At 46.5% G+C, this 26,406-nt stretch carries 27 protein-coding genes and 1 riboswitch; of the genes, 23 read left to right on the top strand and 4 right to left on the bottom strand.

Features of this window, described 5'->3' with window-relative positions; translation table 11 throughout:
* The first annotated feature begins 58 nt into the window (after window positions 1-58).
* From AC50YO_RS22830 to AC50YO_RS22735, 20 genes are all read left to right on the top strand, one after another.
* Window positions 59-1,564 carry a leucyl aminopeptidase gene (locus AC50YO_RS22830; RefSeq protein WP_494850586.1) on the top strand — a complete coding sequence of 502 codons (1,506 nt, stop codon included), beginning with the start codon at window positions 59-61 and terminating at the stop codon, window positions 1,562-1,564.
* Window positions 1,565-1,653: 89 nt separating this feature from the next.
* Window positions 1,654-1,899 (top strand): YolD-like family protein, encoded by a 246-nt coding sequence (locus tag AC50YO_RS22825; RefSeq protein WP_494850584.1) that lies wholly within the window; start codon window positions 1,654-1,656, stop codon window positions 1,897-1,899.
* An 89-nt stretch (window positions 1,900-1,988) separates the two neighbouring features.
* On the top strand, window positions 1,989-2,924 hold the full coding sequence (locus AC50YO_RS22820) for an aldo/keto reductase (protein WP_494850678.1): 936 nt from the start codon (window positions 1,989-1,991) through the stop codon (window positions 2,922-2,924).
* Window positions 2,925-3,131: 207 nt separating this feature from the next.
* Window positions 3,132-3,494 (top strand): IDEAL domain-containing protein, encoded by a 363-nt coding sequence (locus AC50YO_RS22815; protein WP_494850582.1) that lies wholly within the window; start codon window positions 3,132-3,134, stop codon window positions 3,492-3,494.
* A gap of 127 nt (window positions 3,495-3,621) precedes the next feature.
* Entirely contained in the window at window positions 3,622-4,329 is a 708-nt protein-coding gene (locus tag AC50YO_RS22810; RefSeq protein ID WP_494850580.1) for a DNA alkylation repair protein, read from the top strand.
* Window positions 4,330-4,517: 188 nt separating this feature from the next.
* Window positions 4,518-4,979: a PH domain-containing protein gene (locus AC50YO_RS22805; protein WP_494850578.1), complete on the top strand. Its 462-nt coding sequence runs from the start codon at window positions 4,518-4,520 to the stop codon at window positions 4,977-4,979.
* 297 nt (window positions 4,980-5,276) lie between these two features.
* Window positions 5,277-5,483, top strand: coding sequence for a helix-hairpin-helix domain-containing protein (locus AC50YO_RS22800; protein WP_494850576.1), 207 nt, complete (start codon window positions 5,277-5,279; stop codon window positions 5,481-5,483).
* Window positions 5,484-5,671: 188 nt separating this feature from the next.
* A complete protein-coding gene (locus AC50YO_RS22795; RefSeq protein ID WP_494850574.1) occupies window positions 5,672-6,562 on the top strand; it encodes a LysR family transcriptional regulator in 891 nt (296 codons plus the stop codon).
* Window positions 6,563-6,738: 176 nt separating this feature from the next.
* Window positions 6,739-7,569 (top strand): transporter substrate-binding domain-containing protein, encoded by an 831-nt coding sequence (locus AC50YO_RS22790; RefSeq protein ID WP_494850572.1) that lies wholly within the window; start codon window positions 6,739-6,741, stop codon window positions 7,567-7,569.
* Window positions 7,570-7,609: 40 nt separating this feature from the next.
* The gene (locus AC50YO_RS22785) at window positions 7,610-8,377 is read left to right on the top strand and encodes an amino acid ABC transporter permease (RefSeq protein ID WP_494850570.1); all 768 of its coding nucleotides are present in this window, start codon (window positions 7,610-7,612) and stop codon (window positions 8,375-8,377) included.
* Between the two features lie 4 nt (window positions 8,378-8,381).
* Window positions 8,382-9,095, top strand: a complete 714-nt coding sequence (locus tag AC50YO_RS22780) for an amino acid ABC transporter permease (RefSeq protein ID WP_494850568.1) — start codon at window positions 8,382-8,384, stop codon at window positions 9,093-9,095.
* Window positions 9,092-9,844 carry an amino acid ABC transporter ATP-binding protein gene (locus tag AC50YO_RS22775; RefSeq protein WP_494850566.1) on the top strand — a complete coding sequence of 251 codons (753 nt, stop codon included), beginning with the start codon at window positions 9,092-9,094 and terminating at the stop codon, window positions 9,842-9,844. The genes AC50YO_RS22780 and AC50YO_RS22775 overlap by 4 nt, the downstream gene beginning before the upstream one ends.
* A 36-nt stretch (window positions 9,845-9,880) precedes the next feature.
* Window positions 9,881-10,912, top strand: a complete 1,032-nt coding sequence (locus AC50YO_RS22770) for an LLM class flavin-dependent oxidoreductase (protein ID WP_494850563.1) — start codon at window positions 9,881-9,883, stop codon at window positions 10,910-10,912.
* A 104-nt stretch (window positions 10,913-11,016) separates the two neighbouring features.
* Window positions 11,017-12,222: an amidohydrolase gene (locus tag AC50YO_RS22765; protein WP_494850559.1), complete on the top strand. Its 1,206-nt coding sequence runs from the start codon at window positions 11,017-11,019 to the stop codon at window positions 12,220-12,222.
* Window positions 12,219-13,355, top strand: coding sequence for an N-methyl-L-tryptophan oxidase (gene solA, locus AC50YO_RS22760; RefSeq protein ID WP_494850556.1), 1,137 nt, complete (start codon window positions 12,219-12,221; stop codon window positions 13,353-13,355). The genes AC50YO_RS22765 and solA overlap by 4 nt, the downstream gene beginning before the upstream one ends.
* 48 nt (window positions 13,356-13,403) lie before the next feature.
* Entirely contained in the window at window positions 13,404-13,877 is a 474-nt protein-coding gene (locus AC50YO_RS22755) for a DinB family protein (RefSeq protein WP_494850552.1), read from the top strand.
* A 126-nt stretch (window positions 13,878-14,003) separates the two neighbouring features.
* A complete protein-coding gene (locus tag AC50YO_RS22750; protein ID WP_494850549.1) occupies window positions 14,004-14,531 on the top strand; it encodes a GNAT family N-acetyltransferase in 528 nt (175 codons plus the stop codon).
* Window positions 14,532-14,557: 26 nt separating this feature from the next.
* Complete coding sequence (locus tag AC50YO_RS22745) at window positions 14,558-15,886, top strand: LLM class flavin-dependent oxidoreductase (RefSeq protein ID WP_494850547.1); 1,329 nt, start codon at window positions 14,558-14,560, stop codon at window positions 15,884-15,886.
* A gap of 116 nt (window positions 15,887-16,002) precedes the next feature.
* Window positions 16,003-17,007 (top strand): leucine-rich repeat domain-containing protein, encoded by a 1,005-nt coding sequence (locus tag AC50YO_RS22740; protein ID WP_494850543.1) that lies wholly within the window; start codon window positions 16,003-16,005, stop codon window positions 17,005-17,007.
* Window positions 17,008-17,029: 22 nt separating this feature from the next.
* On the top strand, window positions 17,030-17,170 hold the full coding sequence (locus AC50YO_RS22735; RefSeq protein ID WP_494850538.1) for a hypothetical protein: 141 nt from the start codon (window positions 17,030-17,032) through the stop codon (window positions 17,168-17,170).
* Between the two features lie 63 nt (window positions 17,171-17,233).
* Here the strand turns inward: AC50YO_RS22735 and AC50YO_RS22730 are convergent, their stop codons facing one another.
* The 4 genes from AC50YO_RS22730 to AC50YO_RS22715 all read right to left on the bottom strand — a co-directional run bounded on the left by AC50YO_RS22730 (window position 17,234) and on the right by AC50YO_RS22715 (window position 21,979).
* Window positions 17,234-17,635: an acyl-CoA thioesterase gene (locus AC50YO_RS22730; protein WP_494850536.1), complete on the bottom strand. Its 402-nt coding sequence runs from the start codon at window positions 17,633-17,635 to the stop codon at window positions 17,234-17,236.
* A gap of 328 nt (window positions 17,636-17,963) precedes the next feature.
* Window positions 17,964-18,635, bottom strand: a complete 672-nt coding sequence (locus AC50YO_RS22725) for an SgrR family transcriptional regulator (RefSeq protein ID WP_494850534.1) — start codon at window positions 18,633-18,635, stop codon at window positions 17,964-17,966.
* 457 nt (window positions 18,636-19,092) lie between these two features.
* On the bottom strand, window positions 19,093-20,319 hold the full coding sequence (locus AC50YO_RS22720; protein ID WP_494850532.1) for an aspartate aminotransferase family protein: 1,227 nt from the start codon (window positions 20,317-20,319) through the stop codon (window positions 19,093-19,095).
* 304 nt (window positions 20,320-20,623) lie between these two features.
* On the bottom strand, window positions 20,624-21,979 hold the full coding sequence (locus AC50YO_RS22715; protein ID WP_494850531.1) for a TrkH family potassium uptake protein: 1,356 nt from the start codon (window positions 21,977-21,979) through the stop codon (window positions 20,624-20,626).
* A gap of 157 nt (window positions 21,980-22,136) precedes the next feature.
* Between AC50YO_RS22715 and AC50YO_RS22710 the strand changes: the two genes are divergently transcribed.
* The 3 genes from AC50YO_RS22710 to AC50YO_RS22700 all read left to right on the top strand — a co-directional run bounded on the left by AC50YO_RS22710 (window position 22,137) and on the right by AC50YO_RS22700 (window position 26,314).
* Window positions 22,137-23,372, top strand: a complete 1,236-nt coding sequence (locus AC50YO_RS22710; protein WP_494850530.1) for a DUF445 domain-containing protein — start codon at window positions 22,137-22,139, stop codon at window positions 23,370-23,372.
* 66 nt (window positions 23,373-23,438) lie between these two features.
* Window positions 23,439-25,628, top strand: coding sequence for a PAS domain-containing sensor histidine kinase (locus AC50YO_RS22705; RefSeq protein ID WP_494850528.1), 2,190 nt, complete (start codon window positions 23,439-23,441; stop codon window positions 25,626-25,628).
* 72 nt (window positions 25,629-25,700) lie between these two features.
* Window positions 25,701-25,898, top strand: a riboswitch (cobalamin riboswitch).
* 257 nt (window positions 25,899-26,155) lie between these two features.
* Window positions 26,156-26,314 carry a hypothetical protein gene (locus tag AC50YO_RS22700; RefSeq protein WP_494850526.1) on the top strand — a complete coding sequence of 53 codons (159 nt, stop codon included), beginning with the start codon at window positions 26,156-26,158 and terminating at the stop codon, window positions 26,312-26,314.
* Window positions 26,315-26,406: the final 92 nt, after the last annotated feature.

The following is a 26,406-nucleotide window of genomic DNA, read 5'->3' as shown; positions in this document are numbered from 1 at the left end:
TTTAGAATCGGGGTAGGTATAAACCCCGATTTTGTTGTTGAAAGAGAGGAAAATGAGGATGAGTGTTCTATTTACATATGAGACAGTGGCAGCGGCAGGCTCTGCTGATGCAATCGTACGGTTAATTAGTGCCGATGAAATGAAGCAGATAAATACGGCAGAATGGGTACAGCCTCAAATTGATCAAGCTTTGAGAAATTTACATGCCAAAGGCCTATTCAAGGCGGAGCCAGAGCAAGTGGAGATCATTGCGACTTTAGGGCTGCATTCTGCTGAATACGTGCTGTTCGTAGGTTACGACGAAGCGGGCGGTCTAACAGGACTTCGGAAGGCGGCAGCCGCAGCAGCGAAAGCCTTGAAGCGGATTAAGGCGCAAACTGCCCAATTCCGTCTGCCAGAGGCTATTCTAGCGGGCAGTATCGCACCTAAGGAAGCCGCTCAGGCGTTAACGGAAGGGCTGCGCCTGGCCGTCTACGACAGGCTGCCTGAACAGCGTAACGCGAAGCAGCGTCACTCTCTGTCTAAGGTTAGCTTCGTTCCTGCATCAGGGTTTGATGAGCATACAGCTATTGCGGAGCAGTGGAATGAGGGGGTAGAGCGCGGACAGTTATTCGTTGAGGGCGTCATTATGGCCCGTGATTTGACGAATACGGCAGGCAATAAGCTTACTCCGGAAATTCTGGCTACTTATGCAGAGGATCTTGCTCGTGAATACGATCTGGAGATCGAGGTAGTTGATGAATGGAATGCAGCGGAGCAAGGAATGGGTGGACTGCTGGCAGTCGGACAGGGCAGCGTTCATCCGCCGCGCATGATCGTTCTCCATTATAAAGGCGCACCGGATGAGCAAGATACTTGGGGCTTGATCGGCAAAGGAATTACGTTCGATACGGGCGGCATCTCCTTGAAGAGGGCACCGGGCATGGAAGAAATGATCTCTGACATGGGAGGCGCAGCAGCGGTTCTGGGAGCAATGCGAATTATTGCCGAGCAGAAGCCTAAGGTAAACGTCATTGCCGTTATTCCAACGGCAGAGAATATGCCATCCGACCGAGCGTTCAAGCCAGGTGACGTGATTGAGATGATGAACGGGCTAACGGTTGAGGTAGTGAATACGGATGCCGAGGGAAGACTCGTTCTGGGCGATGGATTAACGACGGCCATTCGCCGAGGAGCTACCCGTCTTGTAGATGTAGCGACGCTCACAGGCGCTGTATCCGTTGCTCTGGGCACTGAAGCTACTGGTGTTGTAACGAATAATGACTTGCTCATGCAGCAATTGCAGGCGGCGTCAGAGCGCACAGGCGAGAGAGTGTGGCAGCTTCCGGCTTTTGCCGAATATAAAAGATTGATCAGCAGTGATGCTGCTGACTTGAAGAATAGCGGCGGCCGCTATGCCGGCACGATTACAGGGGGATTATTCGTAGGTGCTTTTGCCGAGAATTTGCCTTGGCTGCACTTGGATATAGCTGGGACGGCATTCCTTGAGAAGAGCCGCGGCTGGGAGCCGAAAGGCGCTACAGGCGTTATGGTACGCACGCTAGTGGAGTTAGTTACGAATTAATTATTGGATAAGAAAATAGAGCATCTTAGCGATGCCGAGCGCGCAAGTATGCGCGTTCGGCATTATTATTTTATAAGGAGAGGGCGTATATGGCGAAGGGGCCAAAGAGACCAACGAGAGATGAATACCAGCTAGAGGAGCTAGGCGAGCGATTGGTAGAAGCTTATCAAGAGGGAACCGAGCTATTGCTTCAAGTATGGAATCGGGAAGAGACGGTTAAGGGACGTATCGTAGCTATGGATTCACGGACACGTATGGTCCATGTAGAGGATGAAGGAATACTGATCAAAGTTCCTTTCCTGGATATTATGAAGGCAGATAGCCCTCGTTATTAATTTTTGGTATATTTTAGTAGTGAAATTAAAGAGAAGGAGGGAGGGAATTAGTGAGCAGCAAATTGCGGAAGCTTGGCAGTACGGATCTGATGCTATCGCCTTTGGGACTTGGTTGCTGGCAGTTCAGCAATGGGCAAGGAATGGTAGGGAAGTTCTGGCCGAAGTTAAGTGAGGATGAGATTAGAAAGATTGTCATGATCAGCCTTCAGGGAGGAATCAATTGGTTCGATACGGCTGAGATATATGGCAATGGACAGTCGGAGCAATTGCTCGCAGAAGGTCTTCGTGAAGCAGGAGCATTGGCAGATCAGGCTCATGTTGCGACAAAATGGTGGCCGTTCATGCGTTACGCCAGCAGCATTACGAGCACGATTGATGACCGCATTCGCTATTTGGATAATCGAACCATTCAGCTCCATCAGGTTCACCAGCCGTTCTCGTTGTCTTCGGTTGCGAGCGAGATGAAGGAAATGGCGCAGCTCATCAAGGCGGGGAAAATTAAGCATGTAGGCGTAAGCAACTTTTCCGAGAAAAAGATGCGGGAAGCAGATAGGGTGCTGCGAGAACATGGCCTCCGCCTAGCTTCGAATCAGGTAAAGTACAGCTTGCTCGATCGACGTATTGAGGACAATGGCATATTGGATGCAGCGAAGGAGCTTGGCATAGCGATTATTGCCTACTCACCGCTTGCACAAGGGCTGCTGAGTGGGAAGTTTCATGCTGATCCAGCGCTTGTAAAAGGGATTAGCGGCCCTCGTAAATGGCTTCCGGGGTTCCGTGAATCTGGCTTGCGGGCAACGAAGCCGCTTATCAGCTATTTAGAGGAGCTTGCGGTTAAATATGAGGCTTCGCCTACTCAAATTGTGCTCAATTGGATTATTCATGCACATGGAGATACCGTCTTCGCTATTCCAGGGGCATCGAAGGTTCATCATGCCGAGCAGAATGTGAAGGCGATGAAGCTAGCCCTTACAGCAGAAGAGATGATACAGATCAGCGATATTGCAGATCGTATTAAGAAGTAGGCTTGGCATGAGGAAGTAAGAACGGATTGAAGATGTAAGAGAAGTAAGAGAAGGATGAACGAGTTGTAATGAAAAGCTCTGTATAAGCGTAGTTGACGCTTATACAGAGCTTTTTGGCATTCGCTTGACATTGCGAACTGTATCCATTAATATTACAGTAACTTAAAAAGTTACAGTTATATTTTGATTAGAAGGCGGTGGGTAAGCATGAAATTAGAGATTAGCGATTGGGTGCGCGGCAAAGCTCATGATGGAGAACTTATTCTAGGCTTTATTGAAATGATAGATAGTATGCAGGGCTTCGTGAAGGTCAACGTTGTTCATTCGGATAATGCTAATATTATCGGGGATACGGTGGCGGTACGTGACAGTTGGATCAAGAAGCTGCCTGAAATGGTGAATGAGGATGAGCCCTACCTTCGTAATTTTATTGATCTGGCATTGTCCACGCGGAATGAGGCTTGGTTCATGGAGCTAACGGGACAGCTGAACAGCATAGATACAAAGGCAGGCCAAGAAGCGTACGGGAAAGCAGCGATAGACAACTCTCGCTTGTCGGCGTTGATCTAATATTAGTAAGGGAAGAAGCAGCAGATGGTTATTCATCGCTGCTTCTTTTTTTATAGGCGCAACATTGAGGGAAGTTCATCGTTTGGATATACTTATAGGAAGCGAATAGAAGATCGGGGGCAACAGGATGACTTATGAAGAGGTCATGCAGGCTTTAGAGAATATGGGAACTGAACAAACGAAAAAAACATATGAGCGTCATGGGGCGAAGGAGCCTTTCTTCGGTGTGAAAATAGGTGATATGAAGAAGCTGGTCAAAGAGGTGAAGAAGGATCAGGATCTGGCGTTGGCCCTATACGATTCGGGCAATTCGGATGCGATGTATTTGGCAGGGCTGACGGTCAATCCGAAGACTATCTCTAAGGAAACTTTGCAAGAGTGGGCGAACAAGGCTCATTGGTATAGTCCAGCGGAATATACGGTAGCGAATATGGCGGCAGAAAGTTCATTTGCCCGCGAGCTGGCAATGGAATGGATCGCTTCACCCGAGGAGCTGATTGCTGTCAGCGGATGGAGCACGTATGCGAACTACGTGTCTATCGCCCCAGATGAGCATTTGGATATCGCAGAGATTCGCCGCCTGCTCAATCAAGTAGGAGCTACAATTCATGAAGAACGCAATCGGTTGAGGTACGTCATGAATACATTCGTCATCTCAGTCGGGGCTTATGTTATGGAGCTGACGGAGGAAGCGAAGGAGATCGCTGAGGCTATCGGCAAGGTTCATGTGGAGGTGGGCAACACAGCTTGTAAAGTGCCGCTCGCAACTGAGTATATCGCCAAGATAGAAGCGATGGGCAAGATCGGGAGGAAGAAGAAGACTTGTATTTGTTAGAGCTATATTTGAAAACATTCAACTCTAACTATTGAGTATACGACGAGTATTATTTATTATACCTAACAGAATATAGTTACTTATCCAGTTTGAATTTTTAAACAAATGAATTATGGTTAAAACCGGAAAATTTATATTTCTTCTATATGATAAATCTTATTTATTGGCTTTAAAAAGGGAGGGAATAGGTGAGGAAATATTTATTTATTAATCCAGCTGTATTAATTGCTATGTTCGTATATTTAATGATTTTGGCGGTAATACCGACTATTATTATTTACTTTAGTGAAATAATTAATCCGTGGATTAAAATAATAATTGTTGTTAGTTGGTTTTCTATTTTAATTAGCTATTTTTATTTTGCTGGGATAAATAAAGTAGTAGTAGTTAGTGAAAAGGGTGTTGAATATAGGTCGGTTAAAAAAAATATTAAATTAAACTGGGAGGATATTGTTGAAGTTGGCTTTGTCTACTATTCTCCATCTTCCAGAGGACGAGCTACTAAGTTCATTTGTTTTTCAAACTCAGTTAATAATACACAAATTAGAATCACTAAATTTTCTAAAGAATGTATTTATATAAAAAATAGACGTGGTATTATTTCATATTTGTACAGATACTGGAAAAAAGAAATTTTCGATATAGAGTAACTAATTTATTCTATTAGAAAACATGTGAGTTTAAAACTCTGAACTGCAGCTCAATTGTCAGATACACCTAACAGCGGAGATGCAATTTTGTCTCATACAGATGAAGCATACAAGTGGTTATTCGTTATGGTAAATCTTAAATGATATTGCTCATTTCCTTATATTTATTAAAGGGATACTATGTTTAAAGGACAGTATGTGCTTTTTTCTATTAGACTTGATTGGAATCAATCAGTAAACAGAATAATGAACAATAGAAGGTTATTTCAACACATCAGAAGAAGGGAGTACCTCTTAATGACCAATAACAATAAACAACACTACGAGCTTCCAAACGGCATGTCCAAGCCTGCGCTTCGTGCGCTGGCGGGCGCTGGTATTACAAGTCTTGATCAGGTAGTGAAGCATAGCGAGGCAGAACTGCTTCAATTGCATGGGTTGGGGCCCAAAACGATCAGGCAGCTAAAAGAAGCACTTGCAGCTACTGGACTTTCATGGTCTTAACCCATCACTCCAATAAGTTAGACCGAACCTCACAGGTTCGGTCTTTTTCTTTTTCCAACGATTGACACTTTTCCTATACCTGAATTATGATGAAGCAACAATACCTAGTTTTTACATATGTTAAGTATGAATTAGTAAGTGTGGATTAAAATTATCCAATCCGTTCGTATGAAAGGGAGTCTTGTGCGATGAACATTGAGAATATAGAAGCCTTCGTCTATGTGATTCATTATGGTAGCTTCAATAAGGCAGCCGAAATTTTGTTCTTGTCACAGCCCTCGGTGTCCGCGCGAATTCAGTCATTGGAGCGGGAGCTGGACTGCAAGCTGTTCGACCGCATGGGGAAGCAGACGCAATTAACGGAGGAGGGCAAACGATTCTTGCCTTATGCCCAGCAGCTTCTCCAGACCCTGCAAAAAGGGAAGCAACAGCTTCATCAGAACAAATCGTTGCCGGGAGAGCTGCGTATCGGCTGTACGGCTTCCGTTGCTAATTATGTGCTCCCGAAGCTGCTGTCAGCCACGAAATTGAAGTATCCCGATATTTTATTCAAGGTCATAACGGCCACCACTGATGATCTCGTTAATAAGGTGTTGAACAAAGAGATTGATATCGGGTTCGTCCGCCATACGACTCATCCGAATCTTCGCTCAGTGAAGCTGTATGAGGACCCAATCAGGCTGCATGTGTATGAAGGGCATCCCTTCGCTTATCATGCTGATATTACGATTGAACGGATTGGCCAGTATCCCCTTGTGTTCTTTGAATGCGGGTCCTTGGACTGGCTGCGCATTCATCGGGTATTCGAAGAGCTGGAACTGCCGCCGACCATCGCTTTCCATTCTGACAATTTGGAGACAGCCAAAAAGCTGGTGCTGCAAAAGGCAGGCATAGCTTTTCTGCCAAGCCTATGCGCTTATGATGAGGTGAATGAAGGCAGGCTTGTACCGATCGAAATGGCTGAGGTAGCAGGCATTTCTCTTCAGACGAATATGATTGCTTTGAACGGCGAGAACAGCTTATTCTTCGATGTGTTCCTGAAGCTGGTGAAAGAGCTGAATCTTCATGGAAAAATGTAGTATTGGATTATTGTATCTTCATATAGAAAAACTCTATTATCCGGCGTATTGACGGGATATTACTCGGATGATAAATTTATCACAACATAATTCATACCAAACAAATAGGTTTTATTGGTTTAAGAATTATGCTGTTTGATGACAATCCAATATGATAGTAAACGGGGGAATAGAGAATGAAAAAGTTCACATTTATCGCGGCATTTCTTGTTCTTGGCTTGATGGTAACAGCTTGCGGTTCTAAACAAAATGAGGAAGTGCAGGGGCAACCCTCAGGTGTGAAAAAAATTATTGTAGGTACAGGCGTTAATTTTCCAAATGTCTGCTTTCTTGATGAGGATGGCAAGCTGACTGGCTTCGATGTGGAGTTGGTAAGAGAGCTTGATAAGCTATTGCCGGAGTATGAGTTCGAGTTCCAGACGCAGGAATTTTCCAATCTTTTGCTTAGTCTGGAGACGAACAAAATTGATTTTGTTGCCCACCAAATGGAGAAGAATCCTGAGCGAGAAGCGAAATTTCTGTTCAATAAAGAACCATATAGCATCTTCCTTAGCAAAGTCGCGGTAGAAAAGGACAATACGGATATTCACTCGATCGAGGATTTGAAAGGGAAGAAGGTTTATATATCGCCGACGAGTAATCAAGGCTATTTTCTGCAGGAATATAACAAGAACAACGGCAATCCCTTCGAAATTATCTATTCCGATGGCGGAGCCAATGATGTCGTGACTCTCCTTAGAAATAAGCGAGTGGATGCGACCTTATCGACAGACTTCTCGATTCCTTTCTACCCGGGTCCTGATGGGAAGCCCGGCATGAAGACGGTGGGAGAGCCGCTGATTCAATCCGATGTGCTCTTCGTCCTTCGAAAAGACAGCCAGGAGCTGTCCGACAAGCTGGATGAAGCCATTAAAAAGGCAAAGGAAAACGGGACGATTGCCAAGCTCAGCATTGAATGGCTGGGGCAGGATTTCACCAAGTCGCTTGATGAAGCGACGACCAAATAAAGTACATTCAACCACTTGGTTATAAAGGCGAGGTGCAGGAATGGGAAATCCATTTGACATAAAGTATGTGTTCGACTTTATACCCAAATTATTAGCTTATCTGCCTATTACCTTATTTATCGTAGCGGCTTCAATGGGGCTGGGTATTGTTATCGGCTTCATTGTAGCCCTCCCGAGAATGTATCAAATCCCAGTATTAAATCGGCTGTCGCGTGTGTATGTTTCTTTCTTTCGGGGCACACCGATCTTGATTCAGCTGTTCCTCGTCTATTATGGAATGCCGGAATTGCTGAAGCTAATTGGCATTGATCTCTCCCGAGCGGATGTGCTGCTGTTCGTTGTCGTTGCCTACGCCATGAACAATGGGGCATTCATCTCGGAAGCGATTCGCGCCGCAGTCAATGCGGTAGATCGCGGGCAGGTGGAAGCTGCCTATTCAATCGGGATGGGCGGGTTCCAAGCGTTTACGAGAATTATTTTGCCACAGGCCTTGGCGATATCTATCCCGATCTTCGCGAATGTACTTATCGCTAATTTGAAGGATACGTCGCTTGCCTTCACCTTGGGGATGATGGAGATGACCGGGCGATCTGTCACACTTGGCGCTAGAACGCTTCATTATGTCGAGACTTATTTGGCCTTGTCCTTCATTTATTTGGTCATCAGCATAGTGCTGGAGAGACTGTTCAATTTGGTTGAGAATAGGCTGCTGAGGCATGAGCATGTATTGGGCAAGGATGACAAGGCGACAAGAGAGCGTACCTATTGGAGGAGAACGCTAATTCCACGAATTGAAAAGGGAGGCTAGCCGTATGCAGCTGGATTGGGCTTTTATGTGGACGGCGCTTACTCAACTGCTCGGAGCATTGCCTAATACGTTGTACATTACAATTGTTTCTGTAGTGTTCGGTTTTTTGATCGGAACGACGGTCGCGCTCTTTCGCATCTACAAAGTGCCAGTGTTGAGTCAATTGGGGGCTGCTTATGTTACGTTCATTCGCGGTACACCGATGCTGATGCATTTGCTGCTTATTTATTTCGGCTTGCCGATTCTGTTCGATAGCTTTGCTGCCGCTGTTGGCTTATCCTACACAACCGCCCAGCTTCTGCCGATGATCGGATTCGCTTATATCGCCTTCTCATTGACGGCAGGAGCCTATATGTCAGAGATCGTAAGAGCGGGCATCCAAGCCGTTGATCGTGGCCAGATTGAAGCTGCCTATGCGGTTGGCATGACGACGGGGCAGGCGCTTCGCCGTATTATATTGCCTCAAGCACTGGCGGTAAGCTTGCCGAATTTATCGAGTAGCTTGATTGGCATGCTGCATGGATCGACACTTGCTTTTACCGTATCGGTCGTGGAGATTAATGCTCAGGCGCAGATTAGCGCAGCTCGCAATTGGAATTTTCTTGAGGCTTATATCGCAGCAGCTGTTCTATTCTGGGGAATGACGATCTTGATTGAGAAGGGGACAGGGGTGCTGGAGAAACGAATAAGTAATTACAATCGAGGGGGTGTCGCATGATCAAGCTAAGCCATATATCGAAGTCCTTCGGCAAAACACGTGTCCTGAACGATATCAGCCTTTCGGTCGATAAGGGCGAGGTTGTTGTCATTCTTGGTCCGAGCGGATCAGGCAAGACGACGCTGCTCCGGTGTATCAATTATTTGGAGCGCCCCAATACGGGTCAAATCGCGATCGGCGATTTTCAACTGGATGTTAAGCGTGCAGGGAAAAAGGACATCCATCAGCTTCGGCAAAAGTCAGCCATGGTATTCCAGCATTATAATTTGTTCAAGCACAAAACGGCTCTTGAGAATGTGATGGAGGGGCTTGTTGTTGTACAGAAGCTTCCTAAGGAAGAGGCTAGAGCCAGAAGCGCAGCGGTATTGGAAAAGGTCGGGCTCAGTACGAAGCTGGATGCTTATCCCAGCCAATTGTCAGGCGGCCAGCAGCAGCGTGTCGGTATAGCACGGGCGCTCGCTATTAATCCGGAAGTGATTTTGTTCGATGAGCCTACGTCAGCACTTGACCCTGAACTAGTTGGCGAGGTGCTGGATGTCATTCGCAAAATCGCTAGAGAAGGCATAACGATGATCGTCGTCACCCATGAGATGAGCTTCGCGCGCGAGGTATCCAATCATGTGGTCTTCATGGATGGGGGAGTGATTGTCGAGGAAGGCAAGCCGAATGATCTGTTCGGTGCTCCGAAGGAAGAGAGAACGAAGCAGTTCCTGAAACGGATAACTCCGGAATGGAGCTATAACATTTAGCGAGAACACTCGATTACGAATGGGAGAGAGATCGTCATGAGCATTAGATTGAGCATTTTGGATCAAAGCCCGGTATTTCCGGGAGAGACGGCAGCGGAAGCCTTCCAGCATACGGTGCGGCTGGCAAAGCAAGCAGATGAGCTTGGCTATCATCGGTTCTGGGTGTCGGAGCATCATGACTCTGCACTTGTTGCCGGGTCATCACCGGAGGTATTGCTCGCTTATCTGATCGCTCAGACCAATCGCATTCGATTAGGCTCTGGCGGCGTTATGCTTCAGCATTATAGTCCTTATAAAGTGGCGGAAAATTTCAATCTTCTTGCTGCGCTTGCTCCGGGCAGAATTGATCTGGGCATCGGCAGGGCACCTGGCGGCTTGCCTCGTTCTACGCAAGCCTTGCAAAAGGGACTAGCTGAACAGCAGTCTTTGACTGATAAGCTGGTTGAGCTTGATCAATTCATTCATAATACCTTGGATAAGGAGCATCCGCTGGCTGGCCTTCAGGCATTACCAATTCCGGAGCAGGCAGCAGATATTTATTTGCTCGGGACGAGTGTATCGAGTGCTGAGTTAGCCGCCGAGCAAGGGCTTCCCTATGTATTCGCACAATTCATTAATAGTGATCCTGACACAGCAGCTGAGGCATTGAGCGTATATCAGGAGCGGTTCGACACGGGGAAAGGCAAGCAGGCCGAACCTATTCTTGCGGTATCGGTTATCGTAGCGGATACCGATGAGCAGGCAGAATCTCTCGCTGCTAACATGAAGAACGTACGGATTACACTTGCGGATGGCAAGACGATTAATGTGGGGACCATCCAGCAGGCCGAGGAGTTCGGCAGACAATCTGGTCAAGATTATACGATTGTGGAGCGAGAAGCCGAAGTGATCAAAGGCTCCAAGGAAACTGTACGCGCCAAGCTTCTGGAGACGCAGCGGGTCCACGGTGTGAACGAGTTTATTATCGTTACAGCTGTTAAGGATTCAGCTCAGCGCCTGCGCTCTTATGAGCTATTGAAGCAAGCATTCTCTGAAGTATCGCTGGCTGATGCTGGCACTATAGGCTAACAGGGGCGTAAGAAACGCTTAAGAGGCAGTTTTTCTAAAGCAAAACTTGGGGCTAATGCTTACGAAGCAGTTTTGCTAGCGCAAAACTTGGAGGAGTTGCTTACATGGGAGAAATACGGGAAATAGAGAGAGAGGTTAGCTTTGAACAGCAATTAGTTGATATACGGCGGCATCTGCATCGCTATCCCGAATTATCTAATGAAGAGTATGAGACGACGCAATTCATTAGGGAAAAGCTGGAGGAGTCCGGTATTCGGATCGCGGAGTACAAGCTGAGAACGGGGCTGATCGCTGAGGTGGGCTCTGGAGCTGGACCAATTATTGCGATACGTGCCGATATTGATGCTCTGCCGATTCAAGAGGAGACAGGATTCGAGTACGCATCCCTTATTCCGGGAAGGATGCATGCTTGCGGGCATGATTTTCACACGGCTGCCATATTGGGAACAGCGCTGCTCTTGAAGCAGCGGGAAAGTGAGCTGCAGGGAACGGTACGGTTTATTTTTCAACCTTCCGAGGAGAAGGCGACCGGAGCCTTGCAGGTACTGCGAAGCGGAGCACTTTCAGATGTACAGGCGATATTCGGCATGCATAATAAGCCGGATCTTCCGCTTGGCACAGTAGGAATCAAAGAAGGCCCGTTGATGGCGGCGGCGGACGGTTTTGTCATTGAAGTAGAGGGGAGGGGAACCCATGCGGCGGTCCCGGAGGCTGGAATCGATCCGATTGTTGCGGCAGCGCATATTGTCACTGCTCTCCAATCCATTATCAGCCGGAATGTCAGCTCTATCGAGAGCGCAGTTATAAGCGTTACCAAGATCCATAGCGGTACAGCATGGAATGTGATTCCAGAGAAAGCGATATTGGACGGGACGCTCAGGACCTTTGAGGAGGGAGTTAGAAAGCGGGTGCTGGAGAGAGTAGAGCAAGTCGTGCAAGGAGTAGCTGCTGCTTATGGCACTACAGCCTCAGTGAGATGGATACAAGGTCCGCCTCCCGTTCATAACGACGAGCATTTGGCCAGCCTTGCAAATGAAGCTGCGAATAGAGTGGGGCTAACGGCGGTCATTCCCCGTCCTTCTCCAGCCGGTGAAGATTTTGCCTTCTATCAGAAAGAAGTTCCAGGGCTATTCGTATTTATGGGTACATCCGGCTCGCAGGAATGGCATCATCCAGCCTTTGATCTGGATGAACGTGCTTTGCCTTCCAGTGCCGAATTTTTCGCAGAGGCTGCCCGGATTGCCTTAATTAGATTTGCCGGTTCTAAGGAGAGCGGTACTTCTTCAGCAGGTGAAGGAGCGCAGCTATGAGCTCATACGAGGTTATTGTTGTTGGAGCTGGCTCGATGGGCATGAGTGCGGGTTATCATCTTGCGAAGCGGGGAGTACGTACGCTGTTGATTGATGCCTTCGATCCGCCCCATCAGAATGGCAGCCATCATGGCGAGCCAAGACTGATCCGGCATGCCTATCATGGTGGCGAGACTTATACAGCATTGGCGCTTCGTTCGCATCAGCTATGGAATGAACTTGAGGAAGAAGCTGATGAATCGTTGCTCATCCAATCTGGTGTTCTGAATATGACCTCATCCAAGCTGTTCTCCTTGAACAAAAAGCTTAATAACTCTGCTGCTTTCAAGCTTAATGTGGAACAGCTGGACGCCAAAGAAATGATGTTCCGATGGCCGGGACTCAAGCTTCCTGAAGATTACGTCGGCTTATATGAACCAGATGCCGGATATCTGCTCAGTGAGCGCTGCATTGCGGCATATCGCAAGCAAGCATTGGCAGCAGGGGCAGAGCTGCGCGTTCATACGTTAATCAGGCATATAGAAGCTGACGGGGAGGGTGTTGCCGTCCATACGCCGAGCGGCATTGTCCGAGCAGACAAAGTGATTATAAGCGCAGGTGCCTGGTTCAAAACGCTGGAGCCGTTCGTTTCGTTACCCATTCGGGCAGTCCGCAGAGTTGTCGGCTGGTTTCAAGCAGCTGAGCCGTTATTCCATGAAGGAGTGTTCCCCGGCTTCACGCTTGGCACATCCAATGGCGGCTATTATGGCTTTCCGAGCATTGGCGGGGCTGGCATCAAGATCGGCAGACATGAGGTAGGCGTGGATTGGCAGCCGGGCGAATCTCTTCAACCATTCGGCAGTTATGCAGAAGATGAAGCTGATATTCGCTCTGCGCTTGCAGCCTTCATGCCTCTAGCAGCAGGCAGGCTGCTGCGTGGCGGAGTATGCAAATATGAGCTGACTCCGGATGAGGACTTCATTATAGATCGTCATCCTGAGCAGCCGAATGTGCTGCTGGCGGGTGGATTCTCAGGACATGGCTTCAAATTCGCAAGCGTTGTCGGAGAACTGCTCGCAGATCTCGCTACTGCAGGAATCACAAAGCATGATCTTAGCTTGTTCGCTGCATCTCGATTTCAAGTGAGAGCATAACTTCGTATGAAGCTTTTTTATTTCTAATGAGAAAAGAGGAGGATGAAGATGAGTCAGCAGTCTATTAATAATGAAGCCTATTTGAATACGTATCATCAATTAAAGGAAGCGGTGGAGGGTTTAACCCATGATCAGTTGACATGGCGCCCGGGAGCAGGCAAATGGAGTATAACGGAAGTGCTGTCTCATTTGGCCGACCACAATATAATTGTATCCTTTCGCATTCGTGAAATTTTGGCAGACTCGGCAGCTGTATTGCCTCGATTCGATCAGGATGCGTGGGTAGCAGGCTCTAAGGCTAATGATGGTAAGGTTGATGATATTCTTGAAGTGTTTCGAGCCCTGCTGCAATATAACAACTTGCTGTTCGGAAGACTGAATACAGAGGACTTGCAGAAGACGGGGGTTAACTTTAAAGGAGAGACGATTACTCTGCCGATTATTGCTCATGCTTTCGTACAGCATGTACAGTCGCATCTAGGGCAGATTGCCACGATTAAGGCTAATTATCCAAAAGATTAATGATGCAATAGAGAATGTCTATTATCATAATGGCTCGGGCTCATGCTACGCTTTTATTGTAATTCCGATTTAAACGATGTGTTTTATTTGTTTTTTTTGTTAGTTCAATAAAAGGATGTGACGATAGTGGAGAACGATCTTCTGATTCGTGACGCCGAGGTGCGGGATCAAGAGGCAATCACAGCCCTGCTGCTGGAGGCTTATGGGGAATATGCGGAGAAGATGCCGGGGGATAGATGGCGAGAATATGCACAGTCTATCCGAAATTCGGTTATTAAGAAAGGTCCTGAGGCAAGGATTATAGCTGAGCTTAATGGAGAAATAGTAGGGAGTGTGTTGTTGTTCCTATCGTCAGAGGCAGCCTATGGACGCCCAGAGCTAGGCATTACTTCGCCAATTATCCGTCTGCTTGGCACTTCGACAAAAGTTCGCGGTAGGGGAGTTGCCACCCGTCTTATTAAGGAGAGCGTGAGAAGATCGGTTGCGCTAGGCTCTGAGACGCTGCATTTGCATACATCCGATTTAATGGAATCAGCCGTTCGTTTATATGAAAGATTAGGATTCGAGCGCGCTTTAGATAAAGAAATGTACAACGGCAATGTCTTGGTGAAATGCTATAAGCTGCAGCTGAAAGAGACCGCATTAATTGACTAGTGCAGAAGAATAAGGAGGAATTCAGGATGACTCAGCGGAAAAAACTTAAGTTTGGAGCCATTATTCATGGCGTTGGCGGACATATCGGGGCTTGGCGGCATCCGGACGCGCTGACTGATGCGAGCGTGAACATTCAATTTTATAAGCAGCAGGCCTTGAAAGCAGAGGAAGGCAAATTCGACCTTGTCTTTATAGCTGACGGCTTATATATTAACGAGCAATCTATCCCGCACTTTCTTAATCGGTTCGAGCCGATTACGATTTTATCAGCACTTGGTGCTGTTACGTCGAAGATTGGTCTGGTAGGAACATTATCGACCTCATATAGTGAGCCATTCACAGTCGCAAGGCAATTCGCCTCTATTGATCATATTAGTGGAGGGCGTGCAGGATGGAATGTTGTAACCTCGCCTCTGGAGGGCTCAGCCAAAAACTACAGCAAAGCTAAGCATCCTACCCATCCTGAGCGTTACAAGATCGCGGAGGAATATTTGGAGGTCGTACGCGGGCTGTGGGATTCATGGGAGGATGACGCTTTTATCCGCGATAAGGAATCGGGTGTATTCTTCGATGCGGAGAAGCTGCATCGTTTGAATCATACAGGAGAGTATTTCTCCGTGCAGGGTCCGCTTAATATTGCTCGCTCCAAGCAGGGGCATCCTGTTGTGTTCCAAGCAGGTTCATCAGAGGATGGACGAAACTTGGCAGCTAAGAGTGCGGATGCTGTATTTACAGGGCATGAGACGATCGAAGAAGGCAAGGAGTTCTACGCCGACGTGAAACGGAGAGCAGTCTCTTATGGTCGATCCCCTGATGATATCGTCATATTGCCTGGCATTGGACCAATTATCGGTCGTACGGAGGAAGAGGCGGAGAGCAAATACGAGGAGCTGGCTAATCTTGTAACGATTGATAAGGCGCTCAACTATTTGGGGCGGTTTTTTGATCATTTTGATTTCTCTCAATTTCCATTGGATGAGCCATTCCCGGACCTAGGGGATGTGGGCAGCAACAGCTTCCGCAGTGGAACGGATAAAATCAAACGAGTGGCCAAGGAACAGAACTTGACGCTTCGCCAAGTCGCGCTCCGTTCGGCGACACCACGGAGCGCTTTTATAGGAACACCAGAGAAGATCGCTAATTTAATTGCACAGTGGCATGAAGAGGGAGCGGCTGACGGGTTCATTATTCATGGGACAACACCGAAGGGCTTGGATGACTTCGTCGAGCTTGTTGTTCCTATCCTGCAGGAACGCGGGATCTACCGGACAGAGTATGAATCCGATACGCTGCGAGGCAATCTGGAGCTTTCGATTCCCGAGAATCGGTATGTGAGAGAGAAGATTATAGGGTAATTTCAGTGAGGTATGTATTCTGCCATTGTGGTGTGCAGAGTACATACCTCTTTTTGTTGTTGTTTGATAGAATAGTTTCTATACTGGAAAAACCAGGGTGGAGGGAGGCTTGTGAAATGTCTTGCCGATTATATACCGATCCGAGAGGGCCAGTGTACGAGCGTCTAATTGACTATGCAATAGCACGGTCAAAGACATTCTTATTGGCTTGTCATGCGAATATGCAGCAGAGCTCTCGTTGCAAGGAAGTGCTAGTCCGACTAAAGCCGTTCCTAATAGGCAAATATGAATTAGGCGTATTAAGCGGGAATCATGCTATTGCCTATACGGAAGGCGATTATTATGAGTATTCTTGCAGTGTGGAAGCGGGGATCGTACTCAAGGAGGCTGCATCCAGCTTGTTTTCCTGGCAGCATCCCGAGCTTCCAGAGGATTTGTGCTTCGTTGATAGGAATCAAAAGGATTTCTTAATCAATATCGCACACGAGAAGATTGCTGTACTTGTCGTTGATGAAGAAGAGGGAGCGAGAATTACCGAAGAAATTCCGGGGCTTTTTCTTCAATTGCCGACGGCACATGCCAGCTTTGAGTGTTATTTGGATGATGCGATTCGGCATCAGACTGATAAGCTAATTATTCAATGGCGCGGACTGACAGAAATTCCGAGTCGAATTAATGAGCTTAAGCGGTTGGCTCATTTGGAGATTTTTGAACAGAGGGTTGAAGAGCTGCCAATGGAGCTATTCGAGCTGGATACATTGGAATCACTCAGCGTACTAACAGCCAATTTACGCGCTCTACCGAGGGAGATTGGCCGTCTTAAGCGATTGAAGCACCTGACAATTAGCTGCGGCAGCTATCATGATTTGCAGCCAGGCATGCCAATTATCAGTAAATCTGAAGTTGAGCTCTCTCATTTGCCCCCTGAGATCGGGGAACTGAAGGAACTTGAGCATCTGACCATTAATTATACGTCGCTGAGTGAACTGCCGCCGCAAATGGAGCAATTACAGAAGCTGCGTTCTTTAAATTTGGCTAATAATAGACTGTCGGAGAAGCCGGCATTTCTAGCTCGAATGCCTAATCTTAAATATGTGGAATGGAGCAATAATATAGAGTGAATTTTGCTAGGGGAGATAGGCATTGGGGAATCCGCCAAGCGATAGATTCCGCATAACAGAATATCCAACGTATGTATTAGTAAAATCAACTTCGCAGGATGTACTGCTGGTAACCAATAAATTAGAGGACGTCAAGAAGTTCGTGGAGAAGTTAGATGAGTGATAACGTGCAAAAAAGCCTGAGATCATTTAGTGTAATGTCTCAAGCTGTTTATCCATAAGTCTTTTACTTTGTTTGCGAGAATAGAACACGAAGCTGATCTGGAACGGATCGGCTTTTTCGCGTATCCACATCCATAGCAACGCTGGTTACTGATGCCTCTGCACATAGTTCCCCCGCCTTGTTGACAATTTGCTGAATAAGTATGTAGCTGCTGTTGCCAACTGTTCCTGGTGAAGTGATTACCGTCAACTGATCGCCCTGCCGGCATTCTTTGCGGTAGTTAATGTTGATATTTACGGTGACAGTTTGGACACCCAACTGCTTGAAGACGTCATAAGCAAGATCATTCGCTTCATACCATTCTTCCCGACCCCATTCGAGGTATTCCAAATATTTTGCATTATTCACATGTCCATTAACATCAATTTCTGTAGGTCGGACAGTAAGATTAAGAGAGGTTTGCATAGTGGAGTTCCTTTCCGCTGTATAGTACCTCTAGTGTATCGCAATTGTGTATGGGCTAACAACTTGGACTGTTATAGGTTTCGATTAGTGTATTGCTGATTTGCTTGTGAAACTTATTATACAAATGTTGAGTTAATGCTCCATTTGATTCTGGCGTTAGACAGAAATACTGCTTCCTTATTTAGTATTGGGAGTGGGGGGGCAATAAATAGCTGCTGATAGAGGTTCTGATGTAAGTAGCCAGATATAAAAAAAGTAACAGGATCACTAATGCTAGCTTTGTAGGAAAGTATGCTGATAAAGGAGCTAATAATGGAACACCGTTCTGCTATTCGTAAAAAGAGAAGCTAGGGTGAAGACGATAGCTTCGAATACGCTTTTCGCCTGCTGCGGCCTGCAAAACTTTGTTCTCAACCATCTGCTTAAGCAGCATTCTAGCATGGCGATTACTGCAGCTGAGGGAATTCTGCACTTGTGAGGGGGTGATGCTGGTTTCGGAATAGGAGGCGAGTCTGATGATTTCACGATATTTTAATGGCAAAGCTTCATGACGGGTATCTAAGTGACTATATAGACGACCAATGATCTGCTGGATATATTGCTGGCATACACGGGGCCTTTCTTTAATCGCATCATAAGAAAAGCGAAATACCTTCCAATTGTCCAACACCAGATCATTCTGGCGGAAGCGGCTGTCTGAGAAATTCCATCTGTCAATGGTGCGTGCATGAGAAGTGAAGCCGTCTACTTCTATTGCTATTTTGAATGGAGGGCGCATAAAGGCAAAATCAATAAATCTAACTCCATCACGAAAATCATAGATTTCATGCTCTGCAAAGAGATAATCAAAATGTCCGACTGCAGGCCACCATACTTGTTTTAAAAACTGCTGCTCGGCGTGGGAGTGACCTTCCTTAAGCTTGCGAAGACTTTCCCCTGTTCGCTGAGTAGTTTGTTCATTTATCCATTGTTGATAAGCGATTTCGTAATTACTAATCATTCGACAGCCTCCTTGTTCATAAAAAAAGCTCCCTCCCTGAAAAATCAGGAAGAGAGCGGTGTGCTTCACGCGCAAATTATTATTTGATTAGCTTAATTATAGATTAAAAGCATATATTTGTCATCTATATACTGGGAGCGGCACGACGTTCCGTTATTATTTATTTTATTCTTATTTTTAGGGAAATAACGGAACTCCATTCCATTAATATTCGGAATTTGCTCTTTTAGAGGTTGTTTTTTTCAATTAGCGGAACACGGTTCCGTTAATTATGATAAAAAAGCAGAGAATTAGCAAATAGAGGAACGCCGTTCCGCTAGGAAACCGTAGAGGTAACTTTGTACGTAAATGGTCACCTTGGTATCCGATTTCGCAACCCCGTCAACCCCGTCAACCCTAGTAACCTCGTTCAAGACCAGTAACCCACGAAGGTTGCTGGGTATGTTCAGATCAAGAGTTAGGTTGAAGCAGATGCAGTAAGTCCAATCTGGTCCATCGCTTCGGATAGCAGCTCGATCATGGTGTCGATTTCTGGGGGAGTTACAATTAGGGCGGGCATTAGTCGTATGGTAGCAGCATTCGGGGAGTTAATAAGCAGCTTCTGCTTCAAGCACTGCGCCGCCAATGGGGCGGCGCAGCCTTCTGGAACATCGAAGGCTACGAGTAAGCCCTTCCCGCGAATATGGCTGATTGGATAGGATTGGGCTAGCTTCTGCAATTGCTCGGTTAGATAGATCCCCAGCTGCCGAGCATGTTCCGCCAAATTGAGGCGCACAATTTCCTGCACGACGGCGTGGCCGGCGGCCATGGCAAGAGCACTGCCTCCATAGGTGCCACCCTGATCACCGGGCTCGAATAGGTCGAAGCCATTGGTCGTTAGCATGGCAGATAACGGGAACCCGCCGCCGATCCCTTTGGCAAGTGTCATGACATCAGGCTTAACTCCATAATGCTCGTGAGCAAATAGGGTGCCCGTTCTTCCAAACCCCGTCTGAATTTCATCGAATATGAGCATAATGCCGTACACATCACATGCCTTCCGAAGTGCACGCAGATAAGGCGCATCTACCTCATGCACACCGCCCTCTCCTTGAACAAGCTCCAGCATAATTGCACAGGTATGATTGTTAATGGCTGCAAAGCAAGCATCTAGATCATTAATTGGTACATGCTTGAAGCCAGCTACCTTCGGTTCGAATAAGCCGTCCCATTGCTGTTTGCCTGTCGCAGACATTGTGGCTAGTGTTCTCCCGTGAAAGCTGTTCGTTAATGTAATAATTTCATAAGCGCCGTTCAAATTGCGGGCTCCATGCTTGCGCGCTAGCTTTATTGCACTTTCATTGGCTTCGGCTCCGCTGGTGGAGAAGAATACTTTATCCATCCCGGATAGCTCTGTCAGCAGCTTGGCGAATTCAATCATCGGCTTATTATAGAAAGCTGGGCTAGCATGGACTAACTGGCCTGCCTGACGAGCCAATGCTTCTTGAAGAACAGCGGGGGAGTGTCCGAGATTCGTAACGGCCCAGCCGCCAATAAAGTCCAAGTAACGTGATCCTTCCGTATCCCACAAGTACATGCCCTCACCACGCTCCATAACAATAGAGGGCCTTTTTGCGGTGAAAAGAATGGATTGTTCAGCTGCCTCCAGTAAAGGTGACAATTCTTGCTGCGTAGCTTGTTTCATGCTAAAACCTCCGAATCATTTTTAGTATTGTATAAATATACATTAAAACTAATATATATACAACGGTCTTTAAACGATATTTTAACGGCCTTCAACCGATCTATAACTAACTTTGAACTATGTCTTAAAGATGTTTGAACTTAACTCTTAAAGGTGTTTAAACTATCTTATTAAAGTACTTAATTTATGTTAATGGTCCTTGAACGCTACTGAAGAAGATCCGATCACGCGATAAAAAAAGGCTCATCCGCGAAGAGACAAATTCTCTTCGGGATAAGCCTTTTTGTATTGCGATGAACGGCAGTTAGCCGATCATAATTTTTCCTTCAGGATAGCGGTACAGTTGTTTGTCTGGTGTAGGAACCAAACTGAAGGCAAGCGTTAGCGGACCGAGACGGCCGAGGAACATCGTTAATATAATTAGTATTTTGCCGATGGTTGTCAGATGGGGGGTAATCCCCATAGATAGCCCTGTTGTGCCGAATGCTGAGGTGACCTCGAACAGTAGAGTGAGAAAGTCAGCATCCTCCGTTGCTGACAGAATCATGGTGAATAGCACGATTGAGGCCAGAGAAACGAAAGTAATGGTCAGAGCCTTGTAGACGCGGTCCTTTGCCAGCCTTCTACGGAAGAATACGACATCTTCCTTGCCTCGAACCATCGCAATAACAGCGCCAATCAGAATAGCAAAGGTCGTTACCTTGATGCCGCCCCCTGCTGAGCCTGGAGATGCACCGATGAACATTAGAATAATGATCAGAAACTGTGTGGCATGCCGCATGGATGCAATGTCGAGTGTGCTGGCGCCTCCAGATCTCGGTGAGATGGACTGGAATAAGGAGCTGTACAGCTTGCCCGTAATGCTAAGGGGCTCCAAAGTCTTGGCATTCGTAAATTCAAACACAAAGATAACGACAGCTCCGAATAGAAAAAGCCCACAGGACACATATAATACAACCTTGGAGTGGAAGGAGAGCTTACGCAGCTTGGAAAAGTCTATTACCTCTGCAAGAACGATAAATCCTATACCGCCAAGGAAGATGAGCAGCATGAGGACAGCATTCACGATAGGATCATTAACGTGGCTGATGAAGCTGGTGAAGGGTCCGTTGATCCCGCCCATTACATCGAAGCCCGCATTCGTAAACATGGAGACGCTGTGAAATATTCCAAAGTAAAAGGCATCTCCGATCGGCATGCTGGCGGACCATCTAATAGTTAGTAGCAAGGCCCCGATGATTTCAATTGTAAAGGCATATACAAGGACACGGCGTATGAAACGAACGATTCCCTCTAGTGAGGACTGGTTCATCGTTTCTTGCAGGACGAGCCGTTCTCTTAAAGAAATGCGTTTGCGAAAGGCGAGTGCGAACAAGGTTGCCATCGTCATGAAGCCAAGGCCGCCGATCTGCATTAAGGCGAGAATCACAATCTGACCGAACATCGTATAGTTCGTGCCCGTATCGACAACGACGAGGCCGGTTACACAGACCGCAGAGGTAGCCGTGAAGAGCGCATCTATAAAAGAAGTCGATTGTCCGCTGACGGTCGCATAAGGGAGCGATAGCAGCAGAGCTCCGATGCCGATAATCAATACAAACCCTAAGGTAAGGATTTGGGGCGGTGTTATTTTAAATAAGGATGTTCGGGTGTTCTTCAAAATGGGTATCTCCTTCTTAGATAACAGGCAAAGTCGCCCGAATGAAATGTTCACTATATTATCTGGTATAATTATCATATATGCAACCAACCGTAAGCTTACAAGGGAAAGCAATGGTCAAGTGATCATATGCAGCCCTTTTATAGGAGGATACCCAATGAAAACTAGATATATTGCTGGATTGTCGTTAGCCGTTATGGGTGCAGGATTTATTACGACAAAATATGGCCTGCCGGATACAGGCTGGTCGAGAATGCTGGAGAGCGGCTTTGAAGCGGGATTAGTCGGAGGAATTGCAGACTGGTTCGCAGTAACAGCCTTATTCCGTCACCCCATGGGCATTCCTATCCCTCATACGTCACTGCTCCTCAAGAATAAAGATAAGCTCATTAATGCGCTTATTTCGGCTATGGAGAATGAATTGCTCAAGAAGGAGAGCATCAGCCGCAAGCTTAGTGAGCTGAAGCTGTTCAGAGGCGTAGCCTCAGGTGCTGTGGGTATGCTTCGCAAGCGGAAAATGCGAGTCGCAGCTGTTCGGTTTGCTCAGTCCGCCTTGGAGCAGGTTCCTCTAGATAAACTAAGCGGCGTACTTCGTTCCTTAATTTCACAATATATGAGCAAGCAAGATTTGAAGCCGCTCCTCCAGAAATGGACGGATAAGTTCGTTCACGAGGGCTGGAGTGAAAAAGCGCTTGATTATGTTCTACAGCACGGCAAACAGTGGGTGAGCAAGCGCGAGACTGAGCAGCTGCTGGGCAAGCTGGCGCATAGCAAGCTCGAAGAACTCAAGGTAGGCGGCTTCATGGGCTTTGCTGTACAAGCCTTCGTTGGTTTTATGAGCCCTGAGAAATTAGGCCCTATGGTCCAGAACATGCTGTTATCCGGCATTCGTGATCTTAGTACCCCGGGCAGCGGGAACAGGAAGAAGCTATTAGATGAAATAGGGCAGCAAGTATCGCAGATGCCTGATAATGAAGAACTAATGGATAAATTGAAGAATTGGCTGACTGCGAGCACAGGAAGTGTTGAGATGGAGCGCTTCATTCATTTGCGCTTGGAGGAAATCAGGCAGCTGCTTCTTGATAAATTGGAGGAAGAGAGCTTGCAGGGCGGGCGCTCTATTGTGAAGGGCTTTCGGTATGTATCGGATTATGCTAAGGAGAAGGAAGAGCTGCTGCAGCAATGGGAGCAGTCCATCCTTACATTCGTTGTCAATTTAATCGAGAAGAACCATTATCGGATTGGGCTCTTGGTAAGGGATAATTTGAATCAAATGGATGATAAGGCGCTAGTCCAAATGCTGGAGCAAAAAATCGGCAGTGATCTGCAATGGATACGGGTAAATGGGGCATTATGCGGCTTTGCAATCGGGATCGTCCTGTCTTTTTTATGAACTAAATAGAAAAAGAAGGAAATGGGTAATTTTTCTAGAAGATTTAGGCAATATGGTGGCAGGACGGTGAGGAATTCGATGTTGTTGGACAGCCAATCGAATAAAGGCAACTTATTTACGCAAGCTTTTCGTTATGCACCGATCGGAATGATGTTAACCAGGCTTGATGGAAAGATAATGGAAGTCAATCACTCCTTATCCAGAATGCTGGCTTATGAGTTCGAAGAGCTTAGTGAAATGGTCGTTCATGATATTGTTCATTGTGATGACTCCATTCTCAATCTGGTCTATATGAAAGAACTATTGAGCGGCAAGAGAAAGTTTTATCAGTTGGAGCAACGCTTGAAGCAGCGAGAAGGCCTATATATATGGGCAAGATTAAGTGTGGCATTCGTACCGGGCAAATCGAAGGATGACGAAGGGTTCCTGATCTATCAGATGTCGGATATTAGTGAACAGCGAGAGACCATTCCACTCCTGCATAAGAATGAAGTAATCACTCCATACCTTACGGATAAAGAGGATGAACTCATATCCAGGCACTCCGCTGACGGAACTATACTATACACTTCACCTGCGTGGGTCAGGCTGTTCGGATATTCACAAGAAGAGATGCTCGGGCAGTTGCTAATCCAATTCGCCCATCCTGAGGATGTGGAGGAATTAAGAAATCAGCAGTACAATGCCGTCAATGGCAAGCCGATCGCCTCCGCTCCTGTACGAATCCGAAGCAAGGATGGGCAATACATTCAAGTAGAGACCTCGGGCAGCGGTGTGCGGGATGAGCGCGGCAATATGGTAGAGATGATTATATTAACAAGGAAGAGCAGCATAAAGCTCAAAAGGCATGATAGATATAAAGAACTGGATCAGGACCAGTACATTTCCCTCTTCTCTACCCATCCGGAGCTTGTCTATTCGATGGATCTGGAGGGGACATTCTTATCGGCTAATGAGGCCTTCGAGCGGGCGACAGGCTATAATGCGCAAGCGATTGAGCAGCGCTTGGTCCACTTTAGGAATGTAACGCATCCCGATTATTTGAATATTACAGAACGCAGCTTCCAATCAGCCGCTGCCGGTAACACAGAGCGTTACAGAATGATCGGTATGGCTACAGATGGGACAAGCTGTGTGCTTGAAATAGTGAATGCGCCGATCTATTCGGGACATGATATCGTGGGTGTATGCGGGGTTGCGAGAGATATTACGGAGCAAGCGCGATTGTGGAATGAGCTGATGCAGAGCCGGCAAATGTACCGGCTTATATCCGACAATGCACAGGATATCATTACCTTCTTGTCTCCTGATGGCATGATTCGTTATGTGTCGCCAGCGACAGAACGGCTGCTTGGCTATAAGCCTGAGGATGTTATTGGAACGAATATTTTTCATTATTTATGGGATGAGCCGCATCGGGAGTCTATTGCAATTGAAGTAGACCAGACCTTCACCAAGCAGTTGCTTCACAAAAATGGTCAATATATTTGGATGGAGTTCACCCTGCGCAAAATCGTTGATCAGAAGGGACAGCTTGAACAGATTATTGGGGTAGGCAGAGATATTACGGAGCGCAAAAAATCAGAGGAGCTCATGCTGAATTCGGAAAAACTGACGGTAGCCGGTCAGTTGGCAGCGGGGATCGCCCACGAAATTCGTAATCCTATAACGGCTATAAAAGGGTTTATCCAGCTTATGCAGACAGGGTATAAGGAGAAAAAACGCTATTTTGACATTATGGAATCAGAAATTGAACGGATCGAAATGATTCTAAGCGAGCTGCTTGTACTAGCTAAGCCGCAGGCGACCCGTCTCGAACGGAAAAATATATGTGATCTGGTCGCACAAGTTATTCCTCTTCTTGATACGCAGGCTATTATTAGTAATGTGCAAATTTTGATGGATTTTGAGGCAGATGGCGCTTATGTGATGTGCGATGACAATCAATTGAAGCAGGTGTGCATTAATTATATAAAGAATGCGATTGAAGCGATGACTAGTGGAGGGGAATTGCGAATCCAGGTGCGAAAATGCGGGAATAAAGCTATAAAGGTACGCTTCATTGATCAAGGAGGGGGAATTCCAGACTATATACTGTCCAAGCTGGGACAGCCATTCTATACTACGAAGGAAAAGGGGACTGGATTAGGATTCATGGTAAGCAAAAAAATTGTAGAAACGCATAATGGAACTGTACAAGTATTTAGTGAAGAAAATATAGGAGCGACCATCGAGATGACGCTTCCATGTGCATGAGTGCCCTTAATGTATAAATATCATTAAATATGAATAGTTATCCATTACGGGATATGCTATACTACAATTCAATCAAATATGATGGAATTAGGTGCTTATGCTTCACTGCATGAGCTTAAAAGGGAAGTCCGGTGTGATGCCGGCGCGGTCCCGCCACTGTAACAGTTGAGTCTGAGCGAATAGAGTCCACTGATCCGAAGTCGGATTGGGAAGGAAAGCGAAAGACGATGAAGCTGAAGCCAGGAGACCTGCCTATTTCGACAGCACTGCTGTACCTACGGGAGATAGGGAGGTGTTAAGATGGCAGCCACCGTTTGTCTAAAACGAGGGGCATCTTTACCTATGTATCTACACAGGTGAAGATGCGCCTTTTTTGTTGTTCATAAAAGGCCTGCAAAAGAGTTTAACTCGCAAGAATTGGACTCATTAATTATTGTATTTGCTGATCAGCAGCGATCGGAAGGGCAATTAGGCAGATGGAGAGACTCTGTTCGGATTTAAAAGAAAGCTGATCAGCAGCGAAGAGGATGGATTGTCGTGGAGAAGCGAAGCGTTCGCCTTTGTCCCACAATTTTCACCGCATGGAGCGGTTATTCAAAAAAATTGGGGGGCAACAGCGATCGGAAGGACAATCCATCCTCTCAGCAGCCAACTATCAGAGAAATAATCTTATGCTTACGAAGTAGTTTTGCTTTAACAAAGGTTTACCCTTTTTGTTACACACAAAACTTAAGTCTCATGCTTACGAAGTAGTTTTGCTTTAACAAAGGTTTACCCT

It is taken from the genome of Paenibacillus sp. J22P59 (assembly GCF_059383895.1).
The sequence above is the reverse complement of the archived record's forward strand: the minus strand, read 5'-3'. Positions and strand labels throughout refer to the sequence as shown.